Origin of the sequence: Pseudochelatococcus contaminans, assembly GCF_014195635.1 — a bacterium.
Taxonomy (GTDB): domain Bacteria; phylum Pseudomonadota; class Alphaproteobacteria; order Rhizobiales; family Beijerinckiaceae; genus Pseudochelatococcus; species Pseudochelatococcus contaminans.
On the sequence record NZ_JACICC010000004.1, the window covers coordinates 212,179 to 234,135 of the forward strand.

At 62.0% G+C, this 21,957-nt stretch carries 16 protein-coding genes and 1 tRNA gene; 9 read left to right on the forward strand and 8 right to left on the reverse strand.

Annotation, left to right across the window (positions count from 1 at the left end; translation table 11 throughout):
• Positions 1–25: 25 nt before the first annotated feature.
• Positions 26–2,803 carry a DNA gyrase subunit A gene (gene gyrA, locus FHS81_RS09635; protein ID WP_281374452.1) on the reverse strand — a complete coding sequence of 926 codons (2,778 nt, stop codon included), beginning with the start codon at positions 2,801–2,803 and terminating at the stop codon, positions 26–28.
• Positions 2,804–3,072: 269 nt separating this feature from the next.
• Here gyrA and rpe point away from each other — a divergent pair, with 269 nt between their 5' ends.
• Positions 3,073–3,753: a ribulose-phosphate 3-epimerase gene (rpe, locus tag FHS81_RS09640; protein WP_183752393.1), complete on the forward strand. Its 681-nt coding sequence runs from the start codon at positions 3,073–3,075 to the stop codon at positions 3,751–3,753.
• A gap of 9 nt (positions 3,754–3,762) precedes the next feature.
• On the opposite strand, the gene FHS81_RS09645 is transcribed toward rpe, so the two are convergent.
• The gene (locus tag FHS81_RS09645; RefSeq protein ID WP_183752395.1) at positions 3,763–3,972 is read right to left on the reverse strand and encodes a hypothetical protein; all 210 of its coding nucleotides are present in this window, start codon (positions 3,970–3,972) and stop codon (positions 3,763–3,765) included.
• A gap of 99 nt (positions 3,973–4,071) precedes the next feature.
• Between FHS81_RS09645 and FHS81_RS09650 the strand changes: the two genes are divergently transcribed.
• From FHS81_RS09650 to FHS81_RS09680, 7 genes are all read left to right on the forward strand, one after another.
• Positions 4,072–4,311, forward strand: coding sequence for a helix-turn-helix domain-containing protein (locus FHS81_RS09650; protein WP_183752397.1), 240 nt, complete (start codon positions 4,072–4,074; stop codon positions 4,309–4,311).
• Positions 4,312–4,377: 66 nt separating this feature from the next.
• Positions 4,378–5,691 (forward strand): adenylosuccinate lyase, encoded by a 1,314-nt coding sequence (gene purB, locus FHS81_RS09655; protein WP_183752399.1) that lies wholly within the window; start codon positions 4,378–4,380, stop codon positions 5,689–5,691.
• Positions 5,692–5,700: 9 nt separating this feature from the next.
• Complete coding sequence (locus FHS81_RS09660; RefSeq protein ID WP_183752401.1) at positions 5,701–6,255, forward strand: RBBP9/YdeN family alpha/beta hydrolase; 555 nt, start codon at positions 5,701–5,703, stop codon at positions 6,253–6,255.
• 171 nt (positions 6,256–6,426) lie between these two features.
• On the forward strand, positions 6,427–8,853 hold the full coding sequence (gene gyrB / locus FHS81_RS09665; protein ID WP_183752403.1) for a DNA topoisomerase (ATP-hydrolyzing) subunit B: 2,427 nt from the start codon (positions 6,427–6,429) through the stop codon (positions 8,851–8,853).
• A gap of 105 nt (positions 8,854–8,958) precedes the next feature.
• Positions 8,959–10,176, forward strand: coding sequence for an MFS transporter (locus FHS81_RS09670; RefSeq protein WP_183752404.1), 1,218 nt, complete (start codon positions 8,959–8,961; stop codon positions 10,174–10,176).
• A 48-nt stretch (positions 10,177–10,224) separates the two neighbouring features.
• Positions 10,225–11,424, forward strand: a complete 1,200-nt coding sequence (locus FHS81_RS09675) for a lytic murein transglycosylase (RefSeq protein ID WP_183752406.1) — start codon at positions 10,225–10,227, stop codon at positions 11,422–11,424.
• A 91-nt stretch (positions 11,425–11,515) separates the two neighbouring features.
• On the forward strand, positions 11,516–13,102 hold the full coding sequence (locus FHS81_RS09680; RefSeq protein WP_183752408.1) for a peptide chain release factor 3: 1,587 nt from the start codon (positions 11,516–11,518) through the stop codon (positions 13,100–13,102).
• Between the two features lie 343 nt (positions 13,103–13,445).
• On the opposite strand, the gene FHS81_RS09685 is transcribed toward FHS81_RS09680, so the two are convergent.
• The 6 genes from FHS81_RS09685 to FHS81_RS09710 all read right to left on the reverse strand — a co-directional run bounded on the left by FHS81_RS09685 (position 13,446) and on the right by FHS81_RS09710 (position 19,844).
• A tRNA-Glu gene (locus FHS81_RS09685) sits at positions 13,446–13,521 on the reverse strand.
• A 155-nt stretch (positions 13,522–13,676) separates the two neighbouring features.
• Entirely contained in the window at positions 13,677–15,479 is a 1,803-nt protein-coding gene (gene recJ / locus FHS81_RS09690; RefSeq protein ID WP_428982451.1) for a single-stranded-DNA-specific exonuclease RecJ, read from the reverse strand.
• Between the two features lie 93 nt (positions 15,480–15,572).
• A complete protein-coding gene (gene glpX / locus FHS81_RS09695; RefSeq protein WP_183752412.1) occupies positions 15,573–16,577 on the reverse strand; it encodes a class II fructose-bisphosphatase in 1,005 nt (334 codons plus the stop codon).
• A 66-nt stretch (positions 16,578–16,643) separates the two neighbouring features.
• Complete coding sequence (locus FHS81_RS09700) at positions 16,644–17,966, reverse strand: homoserine dehydrogenase (protein ID WP_183752414.1); 1,323 nt, start codon at positions 17,964–17,966, stop codon at positions 16,644–16,646.
• Positions 17,967–17,996: 30 nt separating this feature from the next.
• Positions 17,997–19,214 (reverse strand): LL-diaminopimelate aminotransferase, encoded by a 1,218-nt coding sequence (locus FHS81_RS09705; RefSeq protein ID WP_183752416.1) that lies wholly within the window; start codon positions 19,212–19,214, stop codon positions 17,997–17,999.
• Between the two features lie 270 nt (positions 19,215–19,484).
• Positions 19,485–19,844: a hypothetical protein gene (locus FHS81_RS09710; protein ID WP_183752418.1), complete on the reverse strand. Its 360-nt coding sequence runs from the start codon at positions 19,842–19,844 to the stop codon at positions 19,485–19,487.
• A gap of 286 nt (positions 19,845–20,130) precedes the next feature.
• On the opposite strand from FHS81_RS09710, the gene FHS81_RS09715 reads away from it, so the two are divergent.
• The gene (locus FHS81_RS09715; protein ID WP_183752420.1) at positions 20,131–21,939 is read left to right on the forward strand and encodes a PHA/PHB synthase family protein; all 1,809 of its coding nucleotides are present in this window, start codon (positions 20,131–20,133) and stop codon (positions 21,937–21,939) included.
• The last annotated feature ends 18 nt before the right edge of the window (positions 21,940–21,957 follow it).

Here is a 21,957-nt window from a genome sequence, read left to right on the forward strand (position 1 = left end):
CCCTGTCCTCCCTCGCCCTTGCCGTTCAGGCTTCCGGCGCATCCACGTCGTAACCGTCCTCGCCTTCACCTTCGTCGCTGATGCGCTCCACCGAAACGACGCGCTCATCTTCCGAGGTGTTGAATACGATAACGCCCTGTGCAGACCGCCCTGTCAGGCGGATACCGTCGACCGGCACGCGAATAAGCTGTCCGCCATCAGTGACCAGCATGATCTGATCCGTCGGCTCAACCGGGAAAGAGCCGATGAGCTGGCCGTTGCGCTCGTTCACCGCCATGGCGACGATGCCCTTGCCGCCGCGCCCGGTGACCCGGTACTCGTAAGCGGATGTGCGCTTGCCATACCCGTTTTCAGACAGCGTGAGCACGAACTGTTCGGCGGCGCTCAGCTCCGCATAACGTTCCTGACCAAGCGCGATATCCTGCGTGGCTTCAGCGCCCGGCTCCTCGTCAACGGCAGCGCCATTGCTGTCGTCCGCCTCACCCTCGTTGAGCGCACGCCGCGCGGCGTTGGCGAGCTTCAGATAGCTGACGCGTTCATCCGCCGTTGCCTCCATGTGACGCAGGATCGACAGCGAAATCACCCGGTCTTCGGGAGCAAGCGCGATACCGCGCACGCCCGTCGAATCACGGCCCTTGAACACGCGCACTTCCGGAGTGGCGAAACGAATGGCCTGCCCTGATGCTGTGGTCAGCAACACGTCATCCGCCTCGGTGCTGATCTGCACATCGACGATCTGATCGCCCTCGTCGAGCTTCATGGCGATCTTGCCGGCGCGGTTCACCTGCACGAAATCGGACAACTTGTTGCGCCGCACGTTACCGGAGGCCGTGGCGAACATCACGTCGAGGCTATCCCAGGTTGCCTCGTCCTCCGTCAGCGGCATGATGGTGGTGATGCGCTCACCCTCGCCCAGCGGCAGAATGTTGACCAGCGCCTTACCACGCGCGTTCGGCGCGGCAAGCGGCAGTCTCCACACCTTCTCTTTATACACCTGCCCGCGCGACGAGAAGAACAGCACCGGCGTATGAGTATTGGCCACGAACAGACGGGTGACGAAATCCTCGTCACGGGTCTGCATGGCCGAACGGCCCTTGCCGCCGCGCCGCTGCGCCCGATAGGTGGAAAGCGGCACACGCTTGATGTAGCCCAGGTGCGAGACGGTGATGACCATGTCCTCGCGTTGGATCAGGTCTTCGTCCTCGACATCGGAATCCCAGTCCGCAATCTCGGTGCGGCGTGGGGTGGCAAAGGCATCGCGCACGGCGGTCAGCTCGTCACGCACAATACCCATGATGCGGACGCGCGAACGCAGGATGTCGAGATAATCCTCGATTTCGGCGGCGAGCTTATTGAGTTCGTCCGCGATTTCGTCGCGCCCCAGGGCCGTCAACCGCTGGAGGCGCAGATCGAGAATGGCGCGTGCCTGCGTTTCGGACAGCCGATAGGTGCCGTCGTCCTGCACCAGATGGCGCGGATCGGCGATCAGCACGATGAGCGACTCCACATCCCGCGCCGGCCAGTCGCGCGCCATCAGTGCTTCGCGGGCGGAGTTGGGATCCGGCGAGGTGCGGATGAGGCGGATAACCTCGTCGATATTCGCCACAGCGATGGCAAGGCCGACGAGCACATGTGCCCGGTCGCGCGCCTTGTTGAGCAGGAAGCGCGTGCGCCGCGCCACGACTTCCTCGCGGAAGTCGACGAAGGCGGAGATCATATCGCGCAGCGTCAACTGCTCCGGCCGGCCGCCGTTGAGCGCCACCATGTTGGCGCCGAAGCTCGATTGCAATGCCGTGAAGCGATAGAGCTGGTTGAGCACCACATCGCCCACCGCGTCGCGCTTCAGCTCGATGACGATGCGCATGCCCTCGCGGTCGGATTCGTCGCGCAGCTCGGAGATGCCCTCGACCTTTTTCTCGCGCACCAGCTCGCCGATGCGCTCCACCAACGTCGCCTTGTTCACCTGATACGGAATCTCGGTGATGATAATGGCTTCGCGGTCTTTGCGAATTTCCTCGATGCGGCTTTTGGCGCGCAGAATGATGGACCCACGCCCCGTGGCATAAGCCGAACGGATGCCGGCGCGCCCAAGGATCGTTGCCCCAGTGGGGAAATCCGGCCCGGGCACGATTTCGGTCAGCTGTTCGAGCGTGATTGCCGGATCGGCAATGTAAGCCACGCACGCATCGACCACCTCACCGAGATTGTGGGGTGGGATGTTGGTCGCCATACCGACGGCGATACCGCCCGCACCATTGACGAGCAGGTTGGGATATCGCGCCGGCAGCACGACGGGTTCAGATTTCGATTCGTCGTAGTTAGGGCGGAAATCGACGGTGTCCTTGTCGATATCCTCCAGCAGCGACATGGCGGGCTTTGCAAGCCGCGACTCGGTGTAGCGCATCGCCGCCGCGGGATCGCCATCGACGGAACCGAAGTTGCCCTGCCCGTCCACAAGCGGCAGACGCATGGAAAAGTTCTGCGCCATGCGCACCAGCGCATCATAAATCGAGGAGTCGCCATGGGGGTGATATTGACCCATGACGTCACCGACGATGCGGGCGGATTTGACGTATTTCTTGTCCGGCGTGTAGCCGTTCTCGTGCATCGAATAAAGGATGCGCCGGTGCACGGGCTTCAGGCCGTCGCGCAGGTCCGGCAGGGCGCGGCTGACGATCACGCTCATGGCGTAATCGAGGTAGCTGCGCTTCATCTCGTCGATGATCGAGACGGGTTTGATGTCGCTTTCGGGAACGCCCGCGCCCGGATTCCCCGCGCCGGTGTTATCGCTATCGTCTGCCAAGGAACTCGCCCAGATACAATCTATGTCATGAAAATCGCCCGGACGTGCCGGGACAGGCCGAGCCGGCAAGAAACCGGCATCGAAACCATGTTACCGTCTAAACCATCGTCTAATAAATTGCCACCGCCGTAAGGGGCCAGAAGAAAGTTGCCAACGCAATATATCAATATAATGCGTCACCCGGCTGCGAATCCCGCAGCGAGATTGCGCTTGTGCCCCCGGCGTGCTACGCGCCTTTGACGTTTATCGCTGCTTTTTCGGGGCGCCGCATGTCATCCCTTCTGATTGCTCCTTCCATTCTCGCCGCCGACTTCGCCCGCTTCGGGCCGGAGGTGGAGGCGATCGACAAGGCAGGAGCGGACTGGGTCCACGTCGATGTCATGGACGGGCATTTCGTCCCCAACATCAGCTTCGGGCCGGAAGTGGTGCGCGCCATCCGCCCCCTGACGAGCAAGGTGCTCGACGTGCATCTGATGATTGCGCCCGTCGACCCCTACCTGCCCGCCTTCGCGGAGGCAGGGGCTGACATCATCACCGTTCATGCCGAGGCAGGCCCGCACCTGCACCGCTCGTTGCAGACCATCCGCAACCTGGGCAAAAAAGCGGGTGTCGCCCTTAATCCCGGCACACCTGTAAGCGCCCTGGAATACGTGCTCGACGATGTCGATCTCATTCTGGTCATGAGCGTCAATCCGGGTTTTGGCGGGCAGTCCTTCATCCCTTCCGCCGTCGACAAGGTGGAACGCGTCAAGGCGCTGATAGCGGATCGGCCGATCGTGATCGAGGTTGACGGCGGCGTCACCGCACAGACCGCTCCGGCCATCGTACGCGCCGGCGCACGGGCGCTGGTTGCAGGTTCCGCTGTCTTCCGCGGGGGCGAGAGCGCTTATGCGGATAACATCGCCGCCATTCGCCGCGCCGGCGAAGCCGCCATCGGCCAGTGGGCCTGAGCTACAATTTTAAAGAGCGGCCTCTCCCGCTATCGCCGTCATGCCGGCTTTCAGCCCCTGCAATCGTTCCAGCAGGATGGCCGCTACGGCGCCCACGGCTTCGCCCGTTTTCAGATCCCCGCTGTATACGATGCCATCGGCAATGAAAATGAGCGCCTCGGCAAGCATCACGGCCTCGGACAACTCCTCGTTAAGATCGTGAAGGGATCTGGCGGTCATGCAATGCCTTTAATCTTCATGTTGCGACTCATGCAATATCTTAGGCATAATGCGCAACATGGAGCATCACGTCAATCGTAATGCGCAACATTGGACACAATGACAATACTCCCTGCGCAATGTCGGGCCGGTCGGGCGTTGATTGAGATGGATCAGGCCACGTTGGCGAACGCCGCGAACGTTTCACGCAACACGGTCGTCAGCTTCGAAAAGGGGCAGCGCACGCCTAATCCCAATAATCTGACTGCGATCCGCACCGCTCTCGAAACAGCCGGCGTCATTTTTGTAGATGAAAACGGCGAGGGAGCGGGCGTCCGGCTGCGGAAACGGGTGGAATGAGCGCCGTGTTGCTGCTATCGCGGTTTGAAGTCATACACGATCCAACGTGACAGAGGTTTTGAAGACATGATCCCGCGCTACAGCCGCCCCGAGATGGTCGCCATATGGTCGCCGGAGACGAAATTCCGCATCTGGTTCGAGATCGAGGCGCATGCCACCACGGCGCTCGCCAATCTCGGCGTGGTGCCGAAAGAGGCGGCTGAGATCGTCTGGAAAAAGGGCTCAGAGGCGACATTCGACGTGGAGCGCATCGACGCCATCGAGCGCGAGGTCAAGCATGACGTCATCGCCTTTCTGACGCACCTGTCGGAGATCGTCGGCCCCGAAGCGCGTTTCGTGCACCAGGGCATGACCTCGTCGGACGTGCTGGACACCTGCCTCAACGTGCAGCTCGTGCGCGCCACCGACATCCTGCTTGCGGACATCGACGCCCTGCTGGCGGCGCTGCGCCGTCGCGCATTCGAATACAAGCTCACCCCCACCATCGGCCGGTCGCACGGCATCCATGCCGAGCCGGTGACCTTCGGCCTGAAGCTGGCACAGGCCTATGCCGAGTTCGAGCGCAACCGCGAGCGGCTCGTCGCGGCGCGGCGGGAAATCGCCACCTGCGCCATCTCGGGCGCGGTCGGCACCTTCGCCAACATCGATCCGTCGGTGGAAACCTATGTCGCGGAAAAGCTCGGGCTTGAGGTCGAACCCGTGTCGACTCAGGTCATCCCGCGCGACAGGCATGCGGCCTATTTCTCGACATTGGCCGTGATTGCCTCGTCCATCGAGCGGCTGGCGACAGAGATCCGCCACCTGCAGCGCAGCGAAGTCTACGAGGCCGAAGAGTATTTCTCCGAGGGGCAGAAGGGCTCCTCCGCCATGCCGCACAAGCGCAACCCGGTGCTAACCGAGAACCTCACCGGCCTCGCTCGCGTCGTGCGCGGCTATGCCGTTCCGGCGCTGGAAAACGTCGCGCTCTGGCATGAGCGTGACATCTCGCACTCATCCGTGGAGCGTGTCATCGGCCCGGACGCCACCGTGACGCTGGACTTCGCACTGGCGCGGCTGGCGAACGTCATCGACAAGCTGGTGGTGTATCCGGCCAATATGCAGGCCAATCTGGACAAGCTGGGCGGGCTCGTGCATTCTCAGCGGGTATTGCTGGCATTGACGCAGAAAGGCGTTTCTCGCGAGGACGCTTACCGGCTTGTGCAGCGCAATGCCATGCCCGTCTGGCGCGGCGAAGGAGATTTCCTGACGCTGCTCAAGAACGACAAGGATGTCCGCGCCGCTTTGTCGGAAGCCGAAATCGAGGAGAATTTCGACCTCGGCTATCACCTGAAGCACGTCGACACCATCTTCGGGCGTGTGTTCGGATCGACGGAAGCCTGAGGAGATTCGATGCGCATTTCGGAATGTGACGTCCTCATCATACCCGGCCTTCATGACTCCGACGAGGAACACTGGCAGACGCGCTGGGAAAACCGTCTGGGATCGGCGTCTCGCGTCGTACAGGAAGACTGGTCCCGGCCCGACCCTGATGCCTGGGCTGCCGTGCTACGCAAGGCGGTCGAGGCAGCAGAGCGGCCGGTTGTGCTCGTCGCGCACAGCCTCGGCGTGTTGACCGTGGCACGCGCGGCTCCGTCGCTTCCGCCGGGCAAGGTCATCGGCGCGTTTCTGGTCGCTGCTCCCGATGCCGAACAGAAGGACGATCAGCCGCCGCCGGTCGCCCTGTTCGCGCCGATGCCGACCGATCCTCTGCCCTTCCCGTCTCTGCTGGTCGCCAGCCGTAACGATCCGCATTGCAGTTTCGAGCGGGCGCAGGCCATCGCGCTGGACTGGGGCGCGGCGCTGGTGGATGCTGGCGAAACCGGCCACATCAATGCAGCATCCGGGCATGGCCCGTGGCCGGAGGGGCTGATGCGGCTGGGCCATTTCCTCGGGCGGCTCGGATAGACGGGTCATCCACCGTCCGATTGGCCGCAAACGCCCCTGTGGCCGCCCAATCGGTTCCGGAGACGTGCTTTTTCGTCCGCCACTCATTACATTAGCAACGCGATTCGGCATCTGCCGGCCGCGTGTCAGTTTCCGGCCATCAGGCCGCGCATGTACTTTTAAGGAAGCATAATGTCCGAACCCGCCCGCGAGCATATTCCCGACGATTACGGCGCCGATTCCATCAAGGTGCTGAAAGGTCTGGACGCCGTGCGCAAGCGTCCGGGCATGTATATCGGCGATACCGATGACGGTTCCGGCCTGCACCATATGGTCTACGAGGTGGTGGACAACGCCATCGACGAGGCGCTGGCCGGCCATGCCACCATCGTCACTGTCACCCTCAACGCCGATGGTTCGTGCACGGTGACGGATAACGGGCGCGGCATTCCCACCGCCATCCATCCCGGCGAAGGCGTGTCCGCAGCCGAGGTCATCATGACCCAGCTCCACGCCGGCGGCAAGTTCGACCAGAACTCCTATAAGGTTTCCGGCGGCCTGCATGGTGTCGGTGTGTCGGTCGTCAATGCGCTGTCCACCTGGCTGAAGCTGCGCATCTGGCGCGGCGGGCGTGAGTATTTTCTTGAATTCCGCCATGGTGATGCAATTGCACCGCTCATCGAGGTGGGCGAGGCGGATGGCAAGCGCGGCACGGAGGTCACCTTCCTGCCAAGCCCTGAAACATTCTCGCTGACGGAATTCGACTACGCCACGCTTGAGCACCGGTTGCGCGAGCTTGCGTTCCTCAACTCCGGCGTGCACATCACCCTGACCGATAACAGGTCGGCGGAGCGCCGTGTCGAGGAACTGTTCTACGTCGGTGGCATCGAGGCTTTCGTTCGCTACATCGATCGTGCCAAGCAGGCGCTGCTGGCCAAGCCGGTCGTCGTGAGTGGCGAGCGCGATGGCATCACCGTCGAGGTCGCGTTGTGGTGGAACAACAGCTACCACGAGAACGTGCTGCCCTTCACCAACAACATTCCCCAGCGGGACGGCGGCACCCATCTGGCCGGTTTCCGCGCCGCCCTGACCCGCCAGGTAAACGGCTACGCGGAATCATCGGGCATCGCCAAAAAGGAAAAGGTTGCCCTCACCGGCGACGACTGCCGCGAAGGGCTGACGGCTGTCATTTCCGTCAAGGTGCCGGACCCTAAATTCTCCTCGCAGACCAAGGACAAGCTGGTTTCGTCCGAAGTGCGCCCCGTGGTGGAAAGCGTCCTCAACGAAACGCTGGCAACGTGGTTCGAGGAAAATCCGGCCGAGGCAAAGGCCGTCATCGGCAAGGTTGTGGAAGCCGCATCGGCGCGTGAAGCCGCGCGCCGCGCGCGTGAGTTGACCCGCCGCAAGGGCGCTCTCGACGTTGCCTCCCTGCCCGGCAAGCTGGCCGATTGTCAGGAGCGCGATCCGGCAAAGTCCGAACTGTTCCTCGTCGAGGGTGACTCGGCAGGCGGGTCTGCGAAACAGGGCCGCAACCGTGAGTATCAGGCCGTGCTTCCGCTGCGCGGCAAGATCCTGAACGTGGAACGGGCGCGTTTCGACAAGATGCTGTCGAGCCAGGAAATCGGCACACTCATCACCGCGCTCGGCACGGGCATCGGCCGCGATGATTTCAAACCGGAAAAGCTGCGCTACCACAAGATCATCATCATGACCGATGCTGACGTGGACGGCAGCCATATCCGTACGCTGCTGCTCACGTTCTTCTTCCGCCAGATGCCGCAGTTGATCGAAAACGGGCACATCTACATCGCCCAGCCGCCGCTCTACAAGGTCACGCGCGGCAAGTCGCAGCAGTACCTCAAGGACGAGCGCGCGCTTGAGGATTATCTCATCGAAGCCGGCACAGATGCTGCCGTTCTGCGGATCGCCAACGGCGAAGAGCGCGCCGGCGCCGATCTGCGGACACTTGTTGAGGAGGCGCGGGTCGTGCGGCAGGCGCTCGATCACCTTCACACGCGCTACAACCGTGTGGTGGTGGAACAGGCCGCCATTGCGGGTGCGCTGCGGCCACAAGCCGTGGACGACCCCGAAACCGCGCAGAAAACCGCCGATTACATTGCCCTGCGTCTCGATGCCATCTCTGATGAGACCGAGCGTGGCTGGGAGGGACAGGTCGCGGACGGCGGTTTCGTGCTGTCGCGCACGGTGCGTGGTGTGAAGCAGGCAGCGATCCTCGATATGGCCTTGCTGGAATCAGCCGACGCAAGACGGCTCGATGAGCTTGCCGCACGCTTGCAGGAAGCCTACGGCAAACCGGCGACCCTCGTTCGCAAGGGCGAGGAAACGCTGGTCACAGGGCCGGTTGCGCTCTTCGAAAGCGTTACAGCTTTTGGCCGTAAGGGCTTGCAAATGCAGCGTTATAAGGGCCTTGGCGAGATGAACCCGGATCAGCTCTGGGAGACCACGCTGGATCGGGATAACCGCTCGCTGTTGCAAGTGCGCGTCCGCGAGGTGGCGGCGGCGGATGATCTCTTCGTCAAGCTGATGGGTGACGTTGTGGAACCGCGCCGTGAGTTCATTCAGGATAACGCACTCAACGTTGCCAATCTGGACGTATAGGTTGGTGTTCGCGGGCAAGTGACGAGCATCTGTTATCGGCGTTTAGGCCGGCAGCGTCCGTTGCCGGCCGGATTTTATTGATTTGACTCGTATGAGCACCCGGTCATGGCACCAGTCCGCACACCGTCTTCCCAAGAAGCCGCCGCAACGACGCGCCCGCTAGGCTCCGGCACCGTTTTCGCAATGGCGCTGGTGTGCGCTTTTGCGGTCGCGAATATCTATTACAACCAGCCGATGATCGTGCTGATGGCGAGCGACCTTGGCGTCTCGGTCGATTTCGCTGGTTTCATTACCACGTCCACACAGGCCGGTTACACAGTGGGGCTGGCGCTGCTCGCCCCACTCGGCGACCGCTTCGAGCGGCGCGGGCTGATCCTGCGCATGATCGCCCTGCTTATTCTGGCGCTTGTGGCCGCCAGCATCGCGCCGAACTTCTGGCTGTTGTTGTTGGCGAGCTTCTTTATCGGCGTGCTGTCCATCGTCGCCCAATACACCATTCCGATGGCCGCGGCGCTGAGTTCGCCCGAAAAGCGCGGCAGCGTCATCGGTATTGTCATGGCCGGATTGCTGACGGGCATCCTCGGGGCGCGCGTGCTGTCCGGCGTTATCGCGGAACAGGCTGGCTGGCGCGCGATGTTCGTCATCGCAGCGGGCATCATGGTGCTTGTGGCCGGTGTCGTGCGCTTTGCCTTTCCCCGGCTTGCCGCCACGTCGACACTGGGTTACGGCGCGCTGATGCGCTCCTTGCTGCCGCTGTGGCGGCAGGAGCCGACGCTGCGCGAGGCCACGATTGTCGCCGCTTTTTCTTTTGCCGCCTTCAACGTGTTCTGGACGACGCTCACCCCGCATCTTGCCAGCCCTGAGCTTGGTTACGGCCCGGCCGTTGCGGGGATGTTCGGCCTCGTCGGCCTGCTCGGCGCGCTGACGGCAACGGTGGCGGGACGCGTCGCGGATCGCGTCAATCCGCGCCTTATCGTCGGCATATCCGTGGCAATGCTTGTCCTGGCTTTTCTGATGATGGGCGTCAGCGGGCACCTGATCATCGGCCTCGTGGTTGGTGTCATCGTGCTCGACATCGGCCTGCAGGGCGTGCAAATCACCAGCCAGACACGGATTTTCGCGCTTCAGCCCGAGGCGCGCAATCGTGTCAACACGCTTTTCATGACGGCCTATTTCATCGGCGGCACCGCGGGGTCCTTCATAGGCACCCTGGCATGGCAGTTCGGCGGTTGGGCGGGCGTGTCAGCCACGGGAACAGGTCTTGCGCTCGTCGCGTTCATCATTCACCTGTCGGGGCCGCGATTGTTTTCTGTTCGCTCTTGACGCCCCTCCAGCATCTGCCAAACTGCCGCCAACTGGTTGGAGGGGCTCATGCGTGGCAATGTTTTTGCGGCAGCCGTTGCGGTTTCGCTGATGGTCGTTTCTGGTACGGCTCAGGCCGCGTGCCAGCGTGAGGGTGGTTTCGGCCAATGGCTGGAAGGTGTGCGTAAGGAAGCGCTCGCAGCCGGCATCTCCCCAGCCGCCGTGTCCGCCGGCCTCAATGGGCTGACTTACGATCCAAAGGTGGTTTCGCTGGATCGCGGGCAAGGCGTCTTCGGTCAAAGCTTCCTGCAATTCTCGGATCGCATGGCCTCTGCCGGGCGCATCCAGCAGGGTCGCAAGCAGATTGCCGCCAACCGGAACACTTTTAACCGCATCGAGGCGCAATATGGCGTTCCCGCGCCCATCATTGCAGCATTCTGGGGCCTGGAAACCGACTTTGGCGCAAACAACGGCAAGTTCCCGGCCCTACGCTCCCTCGCCACCCTCGCCTACGACTGCCGGCGGCCCCAGCTTTTTCGCCCGCAGCTGATCGACGCTCTGCGCCTCATCGAGCGCGGCGATCTTGCGCCTTCACAGCTCGTCGGCGCCTGGGCAGGTGAGATCGGACAGGTGCAGTTCATGCCGTCCGACTATCTGCGCTATGCCGTCGATTATAGCGGCAACGGCAAGCGCGACCTGATCCGCGATACGGCTGACGCCCTCGGCTCCGCCGGCAATTATCTCTCCAGCCTGGGCTGGCGGCGCGGGCAGCCGTGGCTGGAAGAAGTACGCGTGCCTGCGCAATTGCCGTGGGAGCAGACCGGTCTCGACAAGAACCAGCCGCGCTCGCGCTGGGCAAGCCTCGGCGTCACCCGTGCGGACGGCTCCCCGCTAGCGGCCGATGGGCTGTCTGCGTCGCTCTTGCTGCCGATGGGCAAGGATGGACCGGCTTTCCTCGCCTATCCGAACTTCAACGTACTGCTGAAGTGGAATCAATCCTTCATCTACGTCACCACCGTTGGTTACTTCGCCAATCGCCTTGATGGCGCGCCGCCGGTTCGCCGGGGGGGCAATGTGCAGCACCTGCCGCCACAGCAGGTCAGTGAGGTTCAGCGCCTGCTCACCGCGCGCGGTTTCCCCGCAGGCAAGGCAGACGGCATCATCGGCGCGGATACGAGAGCGGCCACGCAGCGGGCGCAGCTCAAATATGGCCTCCCGGCCGACGGTTATCCCACAGCGGCCTTGCTGGCAAAACTGCGCGGCGGCTAAACGATAATGCGGCCTGCCGTCGTGAAGGCAGGCCCTTGCATTACACGCGATTTCGCGCGACAAGCGGCCTTCGCTAATTTTCAAGCAAGCAATGACCGATACACAAACTCCGCAGGCCCGTCGCCGGACCTTCGCCATCATCTCGCACCCTGATGCCGGTAAAACCACACTGACCGAAAAGATCCTGCTTTTCGGCGGTGCGATTCAGCTTGCCGGTGAGGTAAAGGCCAAGAAGAATCGCGTTCAGACCCGCTCGGACTGGATGGGCATCGAACGCGAGCGCGGCATCTCGGTGGTAACCTCCGTGATGACCTTCGAATACGATGGCCGTGTCTTCAACCTGCTCGACACGCCGGGCCACGAAGACTTCTCGGAAGATACCTACCGCACGCTGACTGCTGTCGATTCGGCGGTGATGGTGATCGACGCCGCCAAGGGCATCGAGGCGCGCACACGTAAGCTGTTCGAAGTCTGCCGCCTGCGCGATATCCCCATCGTCACGTTCATCAACAAGCTCGACCGCGAAATTCGCGACCCCTTCGATCTCCTCGATGAGATCGAGAAGACGCTGGCGCTCGACACTGCCCCGGTCAACTGGCCCATCAGCCGTGGCAAATCCTTTGGTGGTACATATAACCTGTCGGAAAACACTGTCCGGCAGATCGATCGGGACGGCCCTGCCATCTCTGTGAGCGGCCCGGATGACCCGGCCGTGCTGGGTCTCGTGCCCGAGTATGAGCGCGATGCCTGGCTGGAGGAAATCGAACTCGCGCGCGCTGGATGCCGCCCGTTCGATCTCACTGCCTTCCGCGAGGGACATCTCACGCCGGTATTCTTCGGCAGTGCGTTGCGGAACTTCGGCGTCAAGGATCTCATCGACGCGATGGGTGCCTATGCGCCGCCGCCGCGCGAACAGCAGGCGCAGACGCGTGTCGTGAAGGCAGACGAACCCAAGATGACGGGCTTCGTATTCAAGATCCAGGCCAATATGGACCCGAACCATCGGGATCGAATCGCCTTCATGCGCGTATGCTCCGGAAAATTGTCACGCGGGATGAAGGCCAAGCTGGTGCGCACAGGCAAGCCGATGAGCTTGTCGGCGCCACAGTTCTTCTTCGCGCAGGACCGCGCAATTGCCGATGAAGCGTTTGCGGGCGATGTTGTCGGCATCCCGAACCACGGAACCCTACGCATCGGCGATACCCTGACCGAGGGCGAGGAAATCGTGTTTCGCGGTGTGCCCTCCTTCGCACCGGAGATCATGCGCCGCATCAAGCTAACCGACGCCATGAAGGCCAAGAAGCTGCGCGAGGCGCTGCAACAGATGGCAGAAGAAGGGGTCGTGCAGCTTTTCGTGCCGCAGGATGGCTCTGCCCCCATCGTGGGTGTCGTCGGCGCCCTTCAGCTCGACGTTTTGAAAACACGCCTTGCGGGTGAATACAGCCTGCCGATTGACTATGAGACGACGCGTTTCTCCGTCTGCCGCTGGATTGACAGCGACGACCAGAAAGAGCTCGACAAATTCATCAATGCCAACGGCTCCGCGCTGGCCGTCGATCTCGACGGAGCGCCGGTATTCATGGCATCAACCGCTTTCTCCCTGAACTACGAGATGGAGAGATGGCCGGAAATCCGGTTCACCGACATCAAGGACTATCAGGTACAGGAAAAAGCGTGACACGGCATCGCCCGGCTAGGTGAAACCACTTGGCCGGGATTTCTTTTCTGAAAATACGAGAATCAGATGCGAGTTATGCTGATGTTGGCTGCATCATAGCGGCGACTTGCGCATGTCTTGATTGCTTGCTCAAGATCGCAAAGACAGGCATTCCGGACGACGAATATAACTATCGGCCGACCATTTAAAATGGCGGATCGAAAGCATGCCTAATTTCAGACAGCGTCTTGGGAAGATAAATTTTATTCCAGGGGGCATCCACACCTGAACATTATGATTGAAGTGAAAGCTCCAATATCAGAGCTGCTCAAGTCATCTGCGTTGCTGCAAGAGGCGCCATAAATGGCGCGCCCAAGGGGAATCGAACCCCTGTTTTCGCCGTGAAAGGGCGACGTCCTAGACCGCTAGACGATGGGCGCAGCAACCGTTGCCGGTGGATGACCAGACCTATAAAGAGGTTCGGGATTCGCCGCAAGGGGTGTTTTGAAATTTTAGAGTTTTCCACATTTCCGTCATTTGTCGAGGCAGTTGGCCTTGTGGCCCCAGTTCGATCCAAAGCTCCGTCCGGGTTTCGTCAAACAGCCCGGCTGGCATCGACAAGGCGGAGGCTGACCTGCGTGCGCCCGCCCCAACTGTCCAGCGCCAGCGTACCAGCGGCGTGGATGGCCTGCCCCTTCATGGCCAGCAGCGCTTGCCCGAGAGGCTGGTCAGCGGCCCGGAAAACCATTCCGCCGACAGACGCACCATCGCGCGCCCTGAGGCGGATGCGCAGGTGATTAGCGCCCACGATAGAGGCCTCGCTCAGCAGATGGCTGCCGAATGCGAATACCGGCTCAGGGTTGGCGGAGCCGAACGGTCCGGCCTGTGTAATGTTCGACACCAGTTCCGCCGTTGCACCGGCGGCCGTCAACGCAGCATCGATGCCAAGCGCTTCGTTCGAATCAGCTCGCGCCACGTCTTCAGCCAGAATCGCGGCGAGTCTGCTGGCGAAAAAGTCGAGACCGCCCGGCCCTAGCGTCACACCTGCTGCCATGGCGTGCCCGCCGCCCTTGAGAGCGATGCCCTCTCCCACCGCGCGGCGCACAGCACGACCGATATCCACGCCCGGAATGGAGCGTCCAGACCCTGTCGCGCCGCCCGACTCATTCATGGCAAAGGCGAAGGCCGGACGGGCGAAGCGTTCACGCAAGCGCGCGGCAACAAGCCCGACAACGCCAGGATGCCATTCCGGCGATCCGACAACCAGCACCGCAGGGTCGTTTTCGGCCAGTTGGCGATCAGCCATGCTGACGGCCTCCTCAACCGCAAGCCGTTCCACCACCTGCCTGTCGCTGTTGAGGCTGTTCAGTTCGGCCGCAATGCGCGTTGCATCGGTAGAATCGCGGGTCATCAACAGACTGGCCCCCAAAGCCGAGTTGCCGATGCGACCGCCTGCATTGATGCGCGGCCCAAGCAGGTATCCAAGATGCCATGCTTCCGGGGCTGTTGACAGGCCAGAGGCGTCGATGAGCGCCGTCAGGCCGACTCGCCGGCGCTGGCGCATGATCGCAAGCCCTTGCTGCACGAAAGCGCGGTTGAGGCCGATAAGCGGCACAACATCGGCAACCGTCGCCAGCGCCACCAGATCGAGATATGCGAGTAGGTCCGGCACGCGTGATGCATCGGGCCAGAAACCACGGCGGCGCAGCTCACGCTGCACGGCAACGAGCGTCATGAACACGACGCCGGCGGCGCATAGGTGCCCCAGCCCCGATAGATCATCCTGCCGGTTCGGATTGACGATGGCATGAGCCTGTGGCAGTTCCGCCGTCGCCTGATGGTGATCCAGCACCACCGTTTCCATGCCGAGCGTGGCGGCTTCGGCAAGCGGCTCATGGCTTGCCACGCCGCAATCCACGGTGACGAGCAGGCTGCATCCCGCAGCGTGGAGTTCTCGAATAACCGAGACGTTCGGGCCGTAGCCATCCACGATTCGGTCCGGAATACGCACGATGAACGGCGTTCCTGCAGCTTCGAGATAACTGCCGAACAGTGCCGACGAACATGCACCGTCGACGTCATAATCGCCGAAAATCGCAATTTTCTCGCGCCGTTCGATGGCATCTGCGATTCGCGCCGCAGCGGCATTCATGTCGGCAAGTACGGAGGGATCCGGCATCAGATCGCGCAGGCGCGGAGCCAGATAAGTCTCGGCCTCCCCCGGTGCAACGCCGCGAGCGGCGAGAACGCGCGCGACGATATCCGGCAGCCCCTGCGATTGCACCATGGCGAGCGCCGCAGCGCGTTCGGCGTCGGAACAACGGTCCCGCCAGGCGCGCCCAAGGGCCGACTGGCTGACACCTAAAAAATAACGTGTTTCAGAATGAGTTGCTTGCAGCACCTGATCAGACCAAACGTCGACGCGGAAAAATGATATCCCGCCCCCCGAGCGTCATAATCTCAGGGAGCGGGATGTCCACGACAATCCGGATCAGTCGAGGTTGAACTTCGCGAAGTCCCGATGCTCGGCACGTATCCGGCGGACGGTTCCCGTGGCGGAACGATAAACGACCGTCTCGGTCTCGATAACGTGTTTTCCGAAGCGAACGCCGGAGAGAAGCGCGCCATCCGTGACGCCCGTGGCGGCAACGACAACATCGCCCGACGCCAGTTCCTCGACGGAATATTTGCGATTCGGATCGGAAACGCCCATCGCCTTGGCCCGCTCACGCTTCTCAGCCGTGTCGAGAATGAGGCGGGTCTGCATCTGGCCGCCGACGCAGCGCAGTGCTGCAGCGGCAAGCACACCTTCCGGCGCACCGCCCGTGCCCATGTAGATGTCGACGCCCGTCTGATCCGGCGTGGCGGTGAAGATCACGCCCGCCACATCACCATCGGTAATGAGACGAACGGCGGCACCAGTGCGGCGAACGGCGGCGATGGTTTCGGCATGACGGGGGCGATCAAGGATCAGCGCCGTGATCTCGGACGGCTTGACACCCTTGGCTTTTGCCAGCGCCTCGATATTCTGCTCTGGCGTTGCGTCCAGATCGATGGTGCCCTGTGGATAGCCGGGGCCGATAGCGATCTTCTCCATATAGACGTCCGGCGCGTAAAGCAGCGTTCCGCCCTGGGCAATGGCCATCACAGCGATGGAGCCGGGCATGTCCTTGGCGCAAAGCGTCGTGCCTTCCAGCGGATCGACGGCAATGTCGACCTTTGGGCCGCTCCCCGTGCCGACGGTCTCGCCGATGAACAGCATCGGTGCCTCGTCGCGCTCGCCCTCTCCGATGACGACAGTGCCGTCAATCGCCAGGCGATTCAATTCGCGGCGCATCGCGTCCACGGCAGCCTGATCCGCAGCCTTTTCATCGCCCTTGCCCCGCAGAAGCGCAGCCGCGACGGCCGCGCGCTCGGTGACACGCACGAACTCCAGCGTGAGGGTGCGATCGATGTGGGCGCTGTCTTGGTGAGGCAATCCGCCTTCATTGGACATGAAACAAGCTCCTGAAAGGTTGCAGCAGGATGGAATTAAAGACTCACAGGCAGGTCTGACGAAGGCCTATTCGCGTTCGATACGGATAACCTGTGGCTTTTCGACGACATATCCCTCTGCAATCACCTTATCAACCGCCTTTCGCAGGGCAGCCTCGGTGGTGGCATACGTAATCACAACAACCGGAACCGGGGCACCGGAGCGCCCTGCCGGATCGAGCTGTGCGGCACTCTCCGACCTGTTCTGGATAATGCTCTCAAGCGAAATTTCCATGTCTGCGAAACTCGTGACGATGGAAGCCGCCGCGCCCGGCTTATCCGCAACAGTCAGGCGGATGTAATAGCCACCCTCATGCCGCTTGATCGGCTCCTGAATCGCGCGCCCAAGCGTCGCCACCGGCGGCCCGAACGGACGGCCCACAGCGCCGCTTGCCACATCCGCGATATCGGCGAGCACCGCGGAAGCCGTCGCATCGCCGCCCGCGCCGGGGCCGGACAACGTCAGTTCATCCACAGCGTCAGACTGGATGGTCACCGCGTTCGTCACGCCCATGATCCGTGCAATCGGCGAGTCGGACGGCACCATGGTCGGATGCACGCGCTGCTCGATGCCGGAATCCGAGCGCTCTGCCACGCCCAGCAGCTTGATGCGATAGCCAAGCTTCCGCGCCATGCGGATGTCGATGGCGTCGATCTTGTCGATGCCCTCGACATAGACCGCATCGATATTCACGTTGACGCCGAAAGCCAGCGCCGTGAGGATCGTCAGCTTGTGCGCGGTGTCATAGCCGCCGATATCGAAGGTGGGATCGGCTTCGGCGTACCCCAGTTTCTGGGCCTGCTTCAGACACTTGGAGAAGGAGTCGCCATCCTTCTCCATGCGGGTCAAGATATAGTTGCAGGTGCCGTTGAGGATGCCGTAAATGCGGGTGATCGTGTTGCCCGCAAGCCCTTCCTTCACCGTCTTGATGATCGGGATGCCACCGGCGACGGAGGCTTCGAAAGCCAGCGCCACACCCTTTTCCTCGGCCAGCTCGGCCAGCGCGCGGCCATGATGGGCGATCAGCGCCTTGTTGGCCGTCACGACGTGTTTGCCGGTTGCCAGCGCGGTCTCCACCGCCGCCTTTGCCGCACCGCCCTCACCGCCGATCAACTCGACGAAGAGGTCGATATCCGGCGACGCGGCCAGCGCGACCGGATCATCGTACCACTCGACCCCGGACAGATCGATGCCGCGATCCCGCGTCTTGTCGCGGGCGCTGACGGCGGTCACCTGGATCGCGCGTCCCGTGCGGAGGGCCAGAGCATTGCGCCTGGAATCGAGAAGGCGGACGACGGATGCGCCGACCGTACCGAGGCCGGCGATGCCGACTCGTAAAATTTCGGACATATGAAAACCGGATGCGAAAGAGTATCTGCCTCAGCGATGTGCTGCGAGTGAAACCACGTTGTGCAACGTTTTATCCGCAGTTTCAAGAAAACGTCGCAAATTGCGAGCACCCTGCCTGATACGCTGCTCATTCTCCACGAGCGCAATGCGCACATATTCGTCGCCATGCTCGCCGAAGCCAACGCCGGGAGCCACGGCCAACTCGGCTTTTTCCACAAGAAGCTTGGAGAATTCCAGACTGCCGAGGGCACGGAACGGCTCGGGAATCTTGACCCATGCGAACATGGAAGCGCTGGGCACGGGGATCTCCCAACCCGCGCGGCCGAACGAATCGACCAGCACATCGCGGCGATGCTTGTAGATGGCGCGCATTTCGGCGATGCAATCGTCGGGACCATTCAGCGCCGCCGTCGCCGCAACCTGAATCGGCGTGAACGCGCCGTAATCGAGGTATGACTTCACCCGGCCGAGGGCGGCGATCAGCCGCTCGTTCCCGACGGCAAAACCAATGCGCCAGCCTGCCATGGAATACGTCTTCGACATGGAGGTGAACTCCACCGTCACGTCGATGGCGCCGGGCACCTGCAGCACGGAGGGCGGCGGCTCGCCGTTGAAGTAAACCTCCGAATAAGCAAGATCCGACAGCAGGATCAGCTCATGCTTTTTCGCGAACGCGACGAGATCGCGATAGAAATCCAGCGACGCCACATAAGCGGTCGGGTTGGAGGGATAGCACACGACCAGCGCCAGCGGCTTGGGAATGGAATGAGCGACTGCCCTTTCCAGCGCCGGGAAAAACGCGGGCGTCGGCTCGGCCGGAACGGAGCGGATGACGCCGCCCGCCATCAGGAAGCCGAATGCGTGGATCGGATAGCTGGGGTTCGGCACCAGCACCACGTCACCGGGCGCGGTAATGGCCTGCGCCATGTTGGCGAAGCCTTCCTTCGAGCCGAGCGTGGCGATGACCTGCGTATCCGGGTTGAGCTTCACGCCGAAACGGCGTTCGTAATAACCTGCCTGCGCGCGGCGAAGGCCGGCGATGCCGCGCGAGGCGGAGTAGCGGTCCGTGCGCGGCTTGCCGACGGTTTCGACAAGCTTCTCAATGACATGAGGAGGTGTCGGCAGATCGGGGTTGCCCATGCCGAGATCAACGATATCGGCGCCCGCCGCCCGAGCCGCCGCCTTGGCGCGGTTGACCTGCTCGAAAACGTAGGGAGGAAGGCGCTTGATACGGTGAAATTCGCTCATGGCTTGTTGTCCGACGGGTTGTTGGCCGGGATATCATGTCCCGGACGATGGAAGGCTGCCGCGATTGCAAAGCAGCACTTGTGACGCGACAGATTAAAGTGCTCGTCGTGAGGTGCCGCATCACGGGCTTTTCGCATTGGTTATCATGCGCCGCAGCCGTAAAAGGAATCTTTATCATCGCCCCGGATCTTTGAAAATGCCTTCCCGGAAATTATCTCGCCGGGCACTTGCAAGCGGGCTTTTTATCCGAAAGGCACGACAATGTGAGGCTTACTCCAGCGGCGCCACAACGGGTGGCTGGGCCATGGGCGTACTGCCAAGGGCACGGGCTGCGGCGGCGGCCTGATCGTTATTCGCGCGGCGTTTTTCGAGATTCGCCTTCAGCGCATCAAGTTCATCGTCTTTCAGCGGCGCGAGGTCGCGGGCCGGCGGCGTCCTGCCAATCGGCCTGTACTCCTCGTTCGCGGAGCGGCTCGCCTCGACGAAATCGGCAGCGCCCGGGGTCTCCGTGGCGAAGCCCGTCGCTTTGGCGAAGCCGCCGATTGGCCCGTCCGTCGAGCATCCGGCCAGACCGAGCGCGGTGAACAGCAGGGCGGCTGCGTAAGCCTGTCGGCGCGGATTATGAATCATTGATCGTGACTTTCGTGTCGAATGCGTCAACTTTAATGCTGACCGTTGCGCGTGGGTCATCGCAACGGCGGCCCGGAAGGCTTATGTCGTAGGACAAGGCTGATGTCCTGACGAAGGTCGAGGTCCGGCGGGTCATGACCCTGCGGGGCCGTGTCCTGAAGGTCCGGTTTTTGGAACGCCATCTTAATGGCCAATGTCCTATAAAGCCCGACAGGCGGGGGCGACAAGATCCCCCCGGCTGCCGCGGATGCAGGATGGCCCCGGTTTCGACGAGGAAACGAATAAAATGTCCAACAGCAGCGCAAACCCTCAGTCCGATTTTCCGCTCCCCGATATCGAGGCATTATCGCACAACATGGCCAAACTCGTCGAGGAGACAGGCCGGGCGACCGCGGCATTCCTGAAGCCCCTCGAAACCGGCCGCGCTGCCCCCAAGACGCCCACGGACATCTCGGATATGGTCCGGACACTCGGACTGTTGGCCGAACAGTGGATCTCCTCTCCCGAAAAGATCGTCGAGGCGCAGATGAGCCTCGCCAACGGCTTCATCGACCTCTGGGCCTCGACTTTCCGGCGCTTGCAGGGCGAGGAAGTCAAACCCGTGGCCTCCCCGCGCCCGGGCGACAAGCGCTTCCGCAGCGACGACTGGCAGATGAACCCGGTTTATGATTTTCTGAAGCAGGTTTATCTGATCACCAGCCATTGGGCCGACAATCTCGTGGAAGGCGCAGATGGGCTGGATGACGAGACGCGGCAGAAGGCGCGCTTCTATATGAAGCAGATCTCAAGCGCCCTTTCGCCGACGAACTTCCTGGCAACGAACCCGGAAGTGCTGCGCGAGACCATCAAGGAAAACGGCGCCAATCTGGTGCGCGGCATGCGCATGCTGGCTGAGGATATCACCGCCGGCAACGGCGAGCTGAAAATCCGCCAGACCCCGCCAGATGCCTACAAAGTCGGCGTCGATCTCGCGACAACGCCCGGCAAGGTCGTTTTCCGCAACGAGCTGTTCGAGCTTATTCAGTATTCTCCGGCCACGCCGCAGGTTCTCAAGCGCCCTGTCCTGCTGGTCCCGCCGTGGATCAACAAATATTATATTCTCGATCTGACGCCCGAGAAATCGTTCATCAAGTGGACGGTCGAACAAGGTGCGACCCTGTTCTGCATTTCGTGGGTGAACCCCGATGCATCGCATGCCGACAAGGACTTCGAAGCTTATATGCGCGAAGGCTTGCTTCAGGCTGTCGATGCAGTGCTGAAAACGACCGGCGAGAAGAGCCTGGCAGCCGTCGGCTATTGCGTTGGCGGAACGCTGCTGACGATGACGCAGGCTTTTCTGGAGTCCAATGGCGACAAGCGCATCGACAGCATCACCCTCCTCACCGCCCAGATCGACTTTACGCGCGCTGGCGACCTGAAGGTGTTCATTGACGACAACCAGCTCACCCGGCTGGAAGAGCGCATGTCCGAAAACGGTTATCTGGAAGGCATCGTCATGGCCGGTGCGTTCAACGCGCTGCGGCCCAATGACCTCATCTGGCCCTATATCATCAACGTCTATCTCAAGGGCCAGTCGCCGTTTCCGTTCGACCTGCTGCACTGGAACTCGGATTCCACGCGCATGACGTGCGCGAACCACTCCTACTACCTGCGCAAATTCTATCTGGAGAATGCCTTCGCGCGGGGTGAACTCAAGATTGGCGGGCACAAGCTGACCCCCGGCCAGGTCACCGTTCCCGTCTATGAGCTGGCGACACGGGAAGATCATATTGCCCCGGCCGAGTCCGTCTTCATCGGCGCCAAGCTGCTGGGCGGCCCGGTGAAATTCGTGTTGTCCGGCTCTGGACACATCGCCGGTGTCGTCAACCCGCCCGTGCGCGGCAAATATCAGTATTGGACTTCGGATCGCCCGCTCTACGGCGATCTGGAGGAGTGGATTGCGTCGTCGACCGAACATCGCGGCTCGTGGTGGCCGGACTGGTTCGGTTGGCTGGAAGCGCAGTCGCCCGAACGTGTTCCGGCGCGCGATCCCGCCAAGGGCAGCCTCCCGCCGCTGGCCGAAGCGCCCGGTGAGTATGTGCTGGCACGCTCCTGAAACATGAAAAAAGGCGTG

Coding starts and splice junctions, on each gene's coding strand:
- FHS81_RS09710 (WP_183752418.1), bottom strand. CDS start 19,844: ATGATTCATAATCCGCGCCGACAGGCTTACGCAGCCGCCCTGCTGTTC.
- FHS81_RS09660 (WP_183752401.1), top strand. CDS start 5,701: ATGCGCATTTCGGAATGTGACGTCCTCATCATACCCGGCCTTCATGAC.
- FHS81_RS09650 (WP_183752397.1), top strand. CDS start 4,072: ATGACAATACTCCCTGCGCAATGTCGGGCCGGTCGGGCGTTGATTGAG.
- glpX (WP_183752412.1), bottom strand. CDS start 16,577: ATGTCCAATGAAGGCGGATTGCCTCACCAAGACAGCGCCCACATCGAT.
- FHS81_RS09670 (WP_183752404.1), top strand. CDS start 8,959: ATGGCACCAGTCCGCACACCGTCTTCCCAAGAAGCCGCCGCAACGACG.
- FHS81_RS09715 (WP_183752420.1), top strand. CDS start 20,131: ATGTCCAACAGCAGCGCAAACCCTCAGTCCGATTTTCCGCTCCCCGAT.
- FHS81_RS09680 (WP_183752408.1), top strand. CDS start 11,516: ATGACCGATACACAAACTCCGCAGGCCCGTCGCCGGACCTTCGCCATC.
- rpe (WP_183752393.1), top strand. CDS start 3,073: ATGTCATCCCTTCTGATTGCTCCTTCCATTCTCGCCGCCGACTTCGCC.
- purB (WP_183752399.1), top strand. CDS start 4,378: ATGATCCCGCGCTACAGCCGCCCCGAGATGGTCGCCATATGGTCGCCG.
- FHS81_RS09645 (WP_183752395.1), bottom strand. CDS start 3,972: ATGACCGCCAGATCCCTTCACGATCTTAACGAGGAGTTGTCCGAGGCC.
- FHS81_RS09675 (WP_183752406.1), top strand. CDS start 10,225: ATGCGTGGCAATGTTTTTGCGGCAGCCGTTGCGGTTTCGCTGATGGTC.
- FHS81_RS09700 (WP_183752414.1), bottom strand. CDS start 17,966: ATGTCCGAAATTTTACGAGTCGGCATCGCCGGCCTCGGTACGGTCGGC.
- gyrB (WP_183752403.1), top strand. CDS start 6,427: ATGTCCGAACCCGCCCGCGAGCATATTCCCGACGATTACGGCGCCGAT.
- FHS81_RS09705 (WP_183752416.1), bottom strand. CDS start 19,214: ATGAGCGAATTTCACCGTATCAAGCGCCTTCCTCCCTACGTTTTCGAG.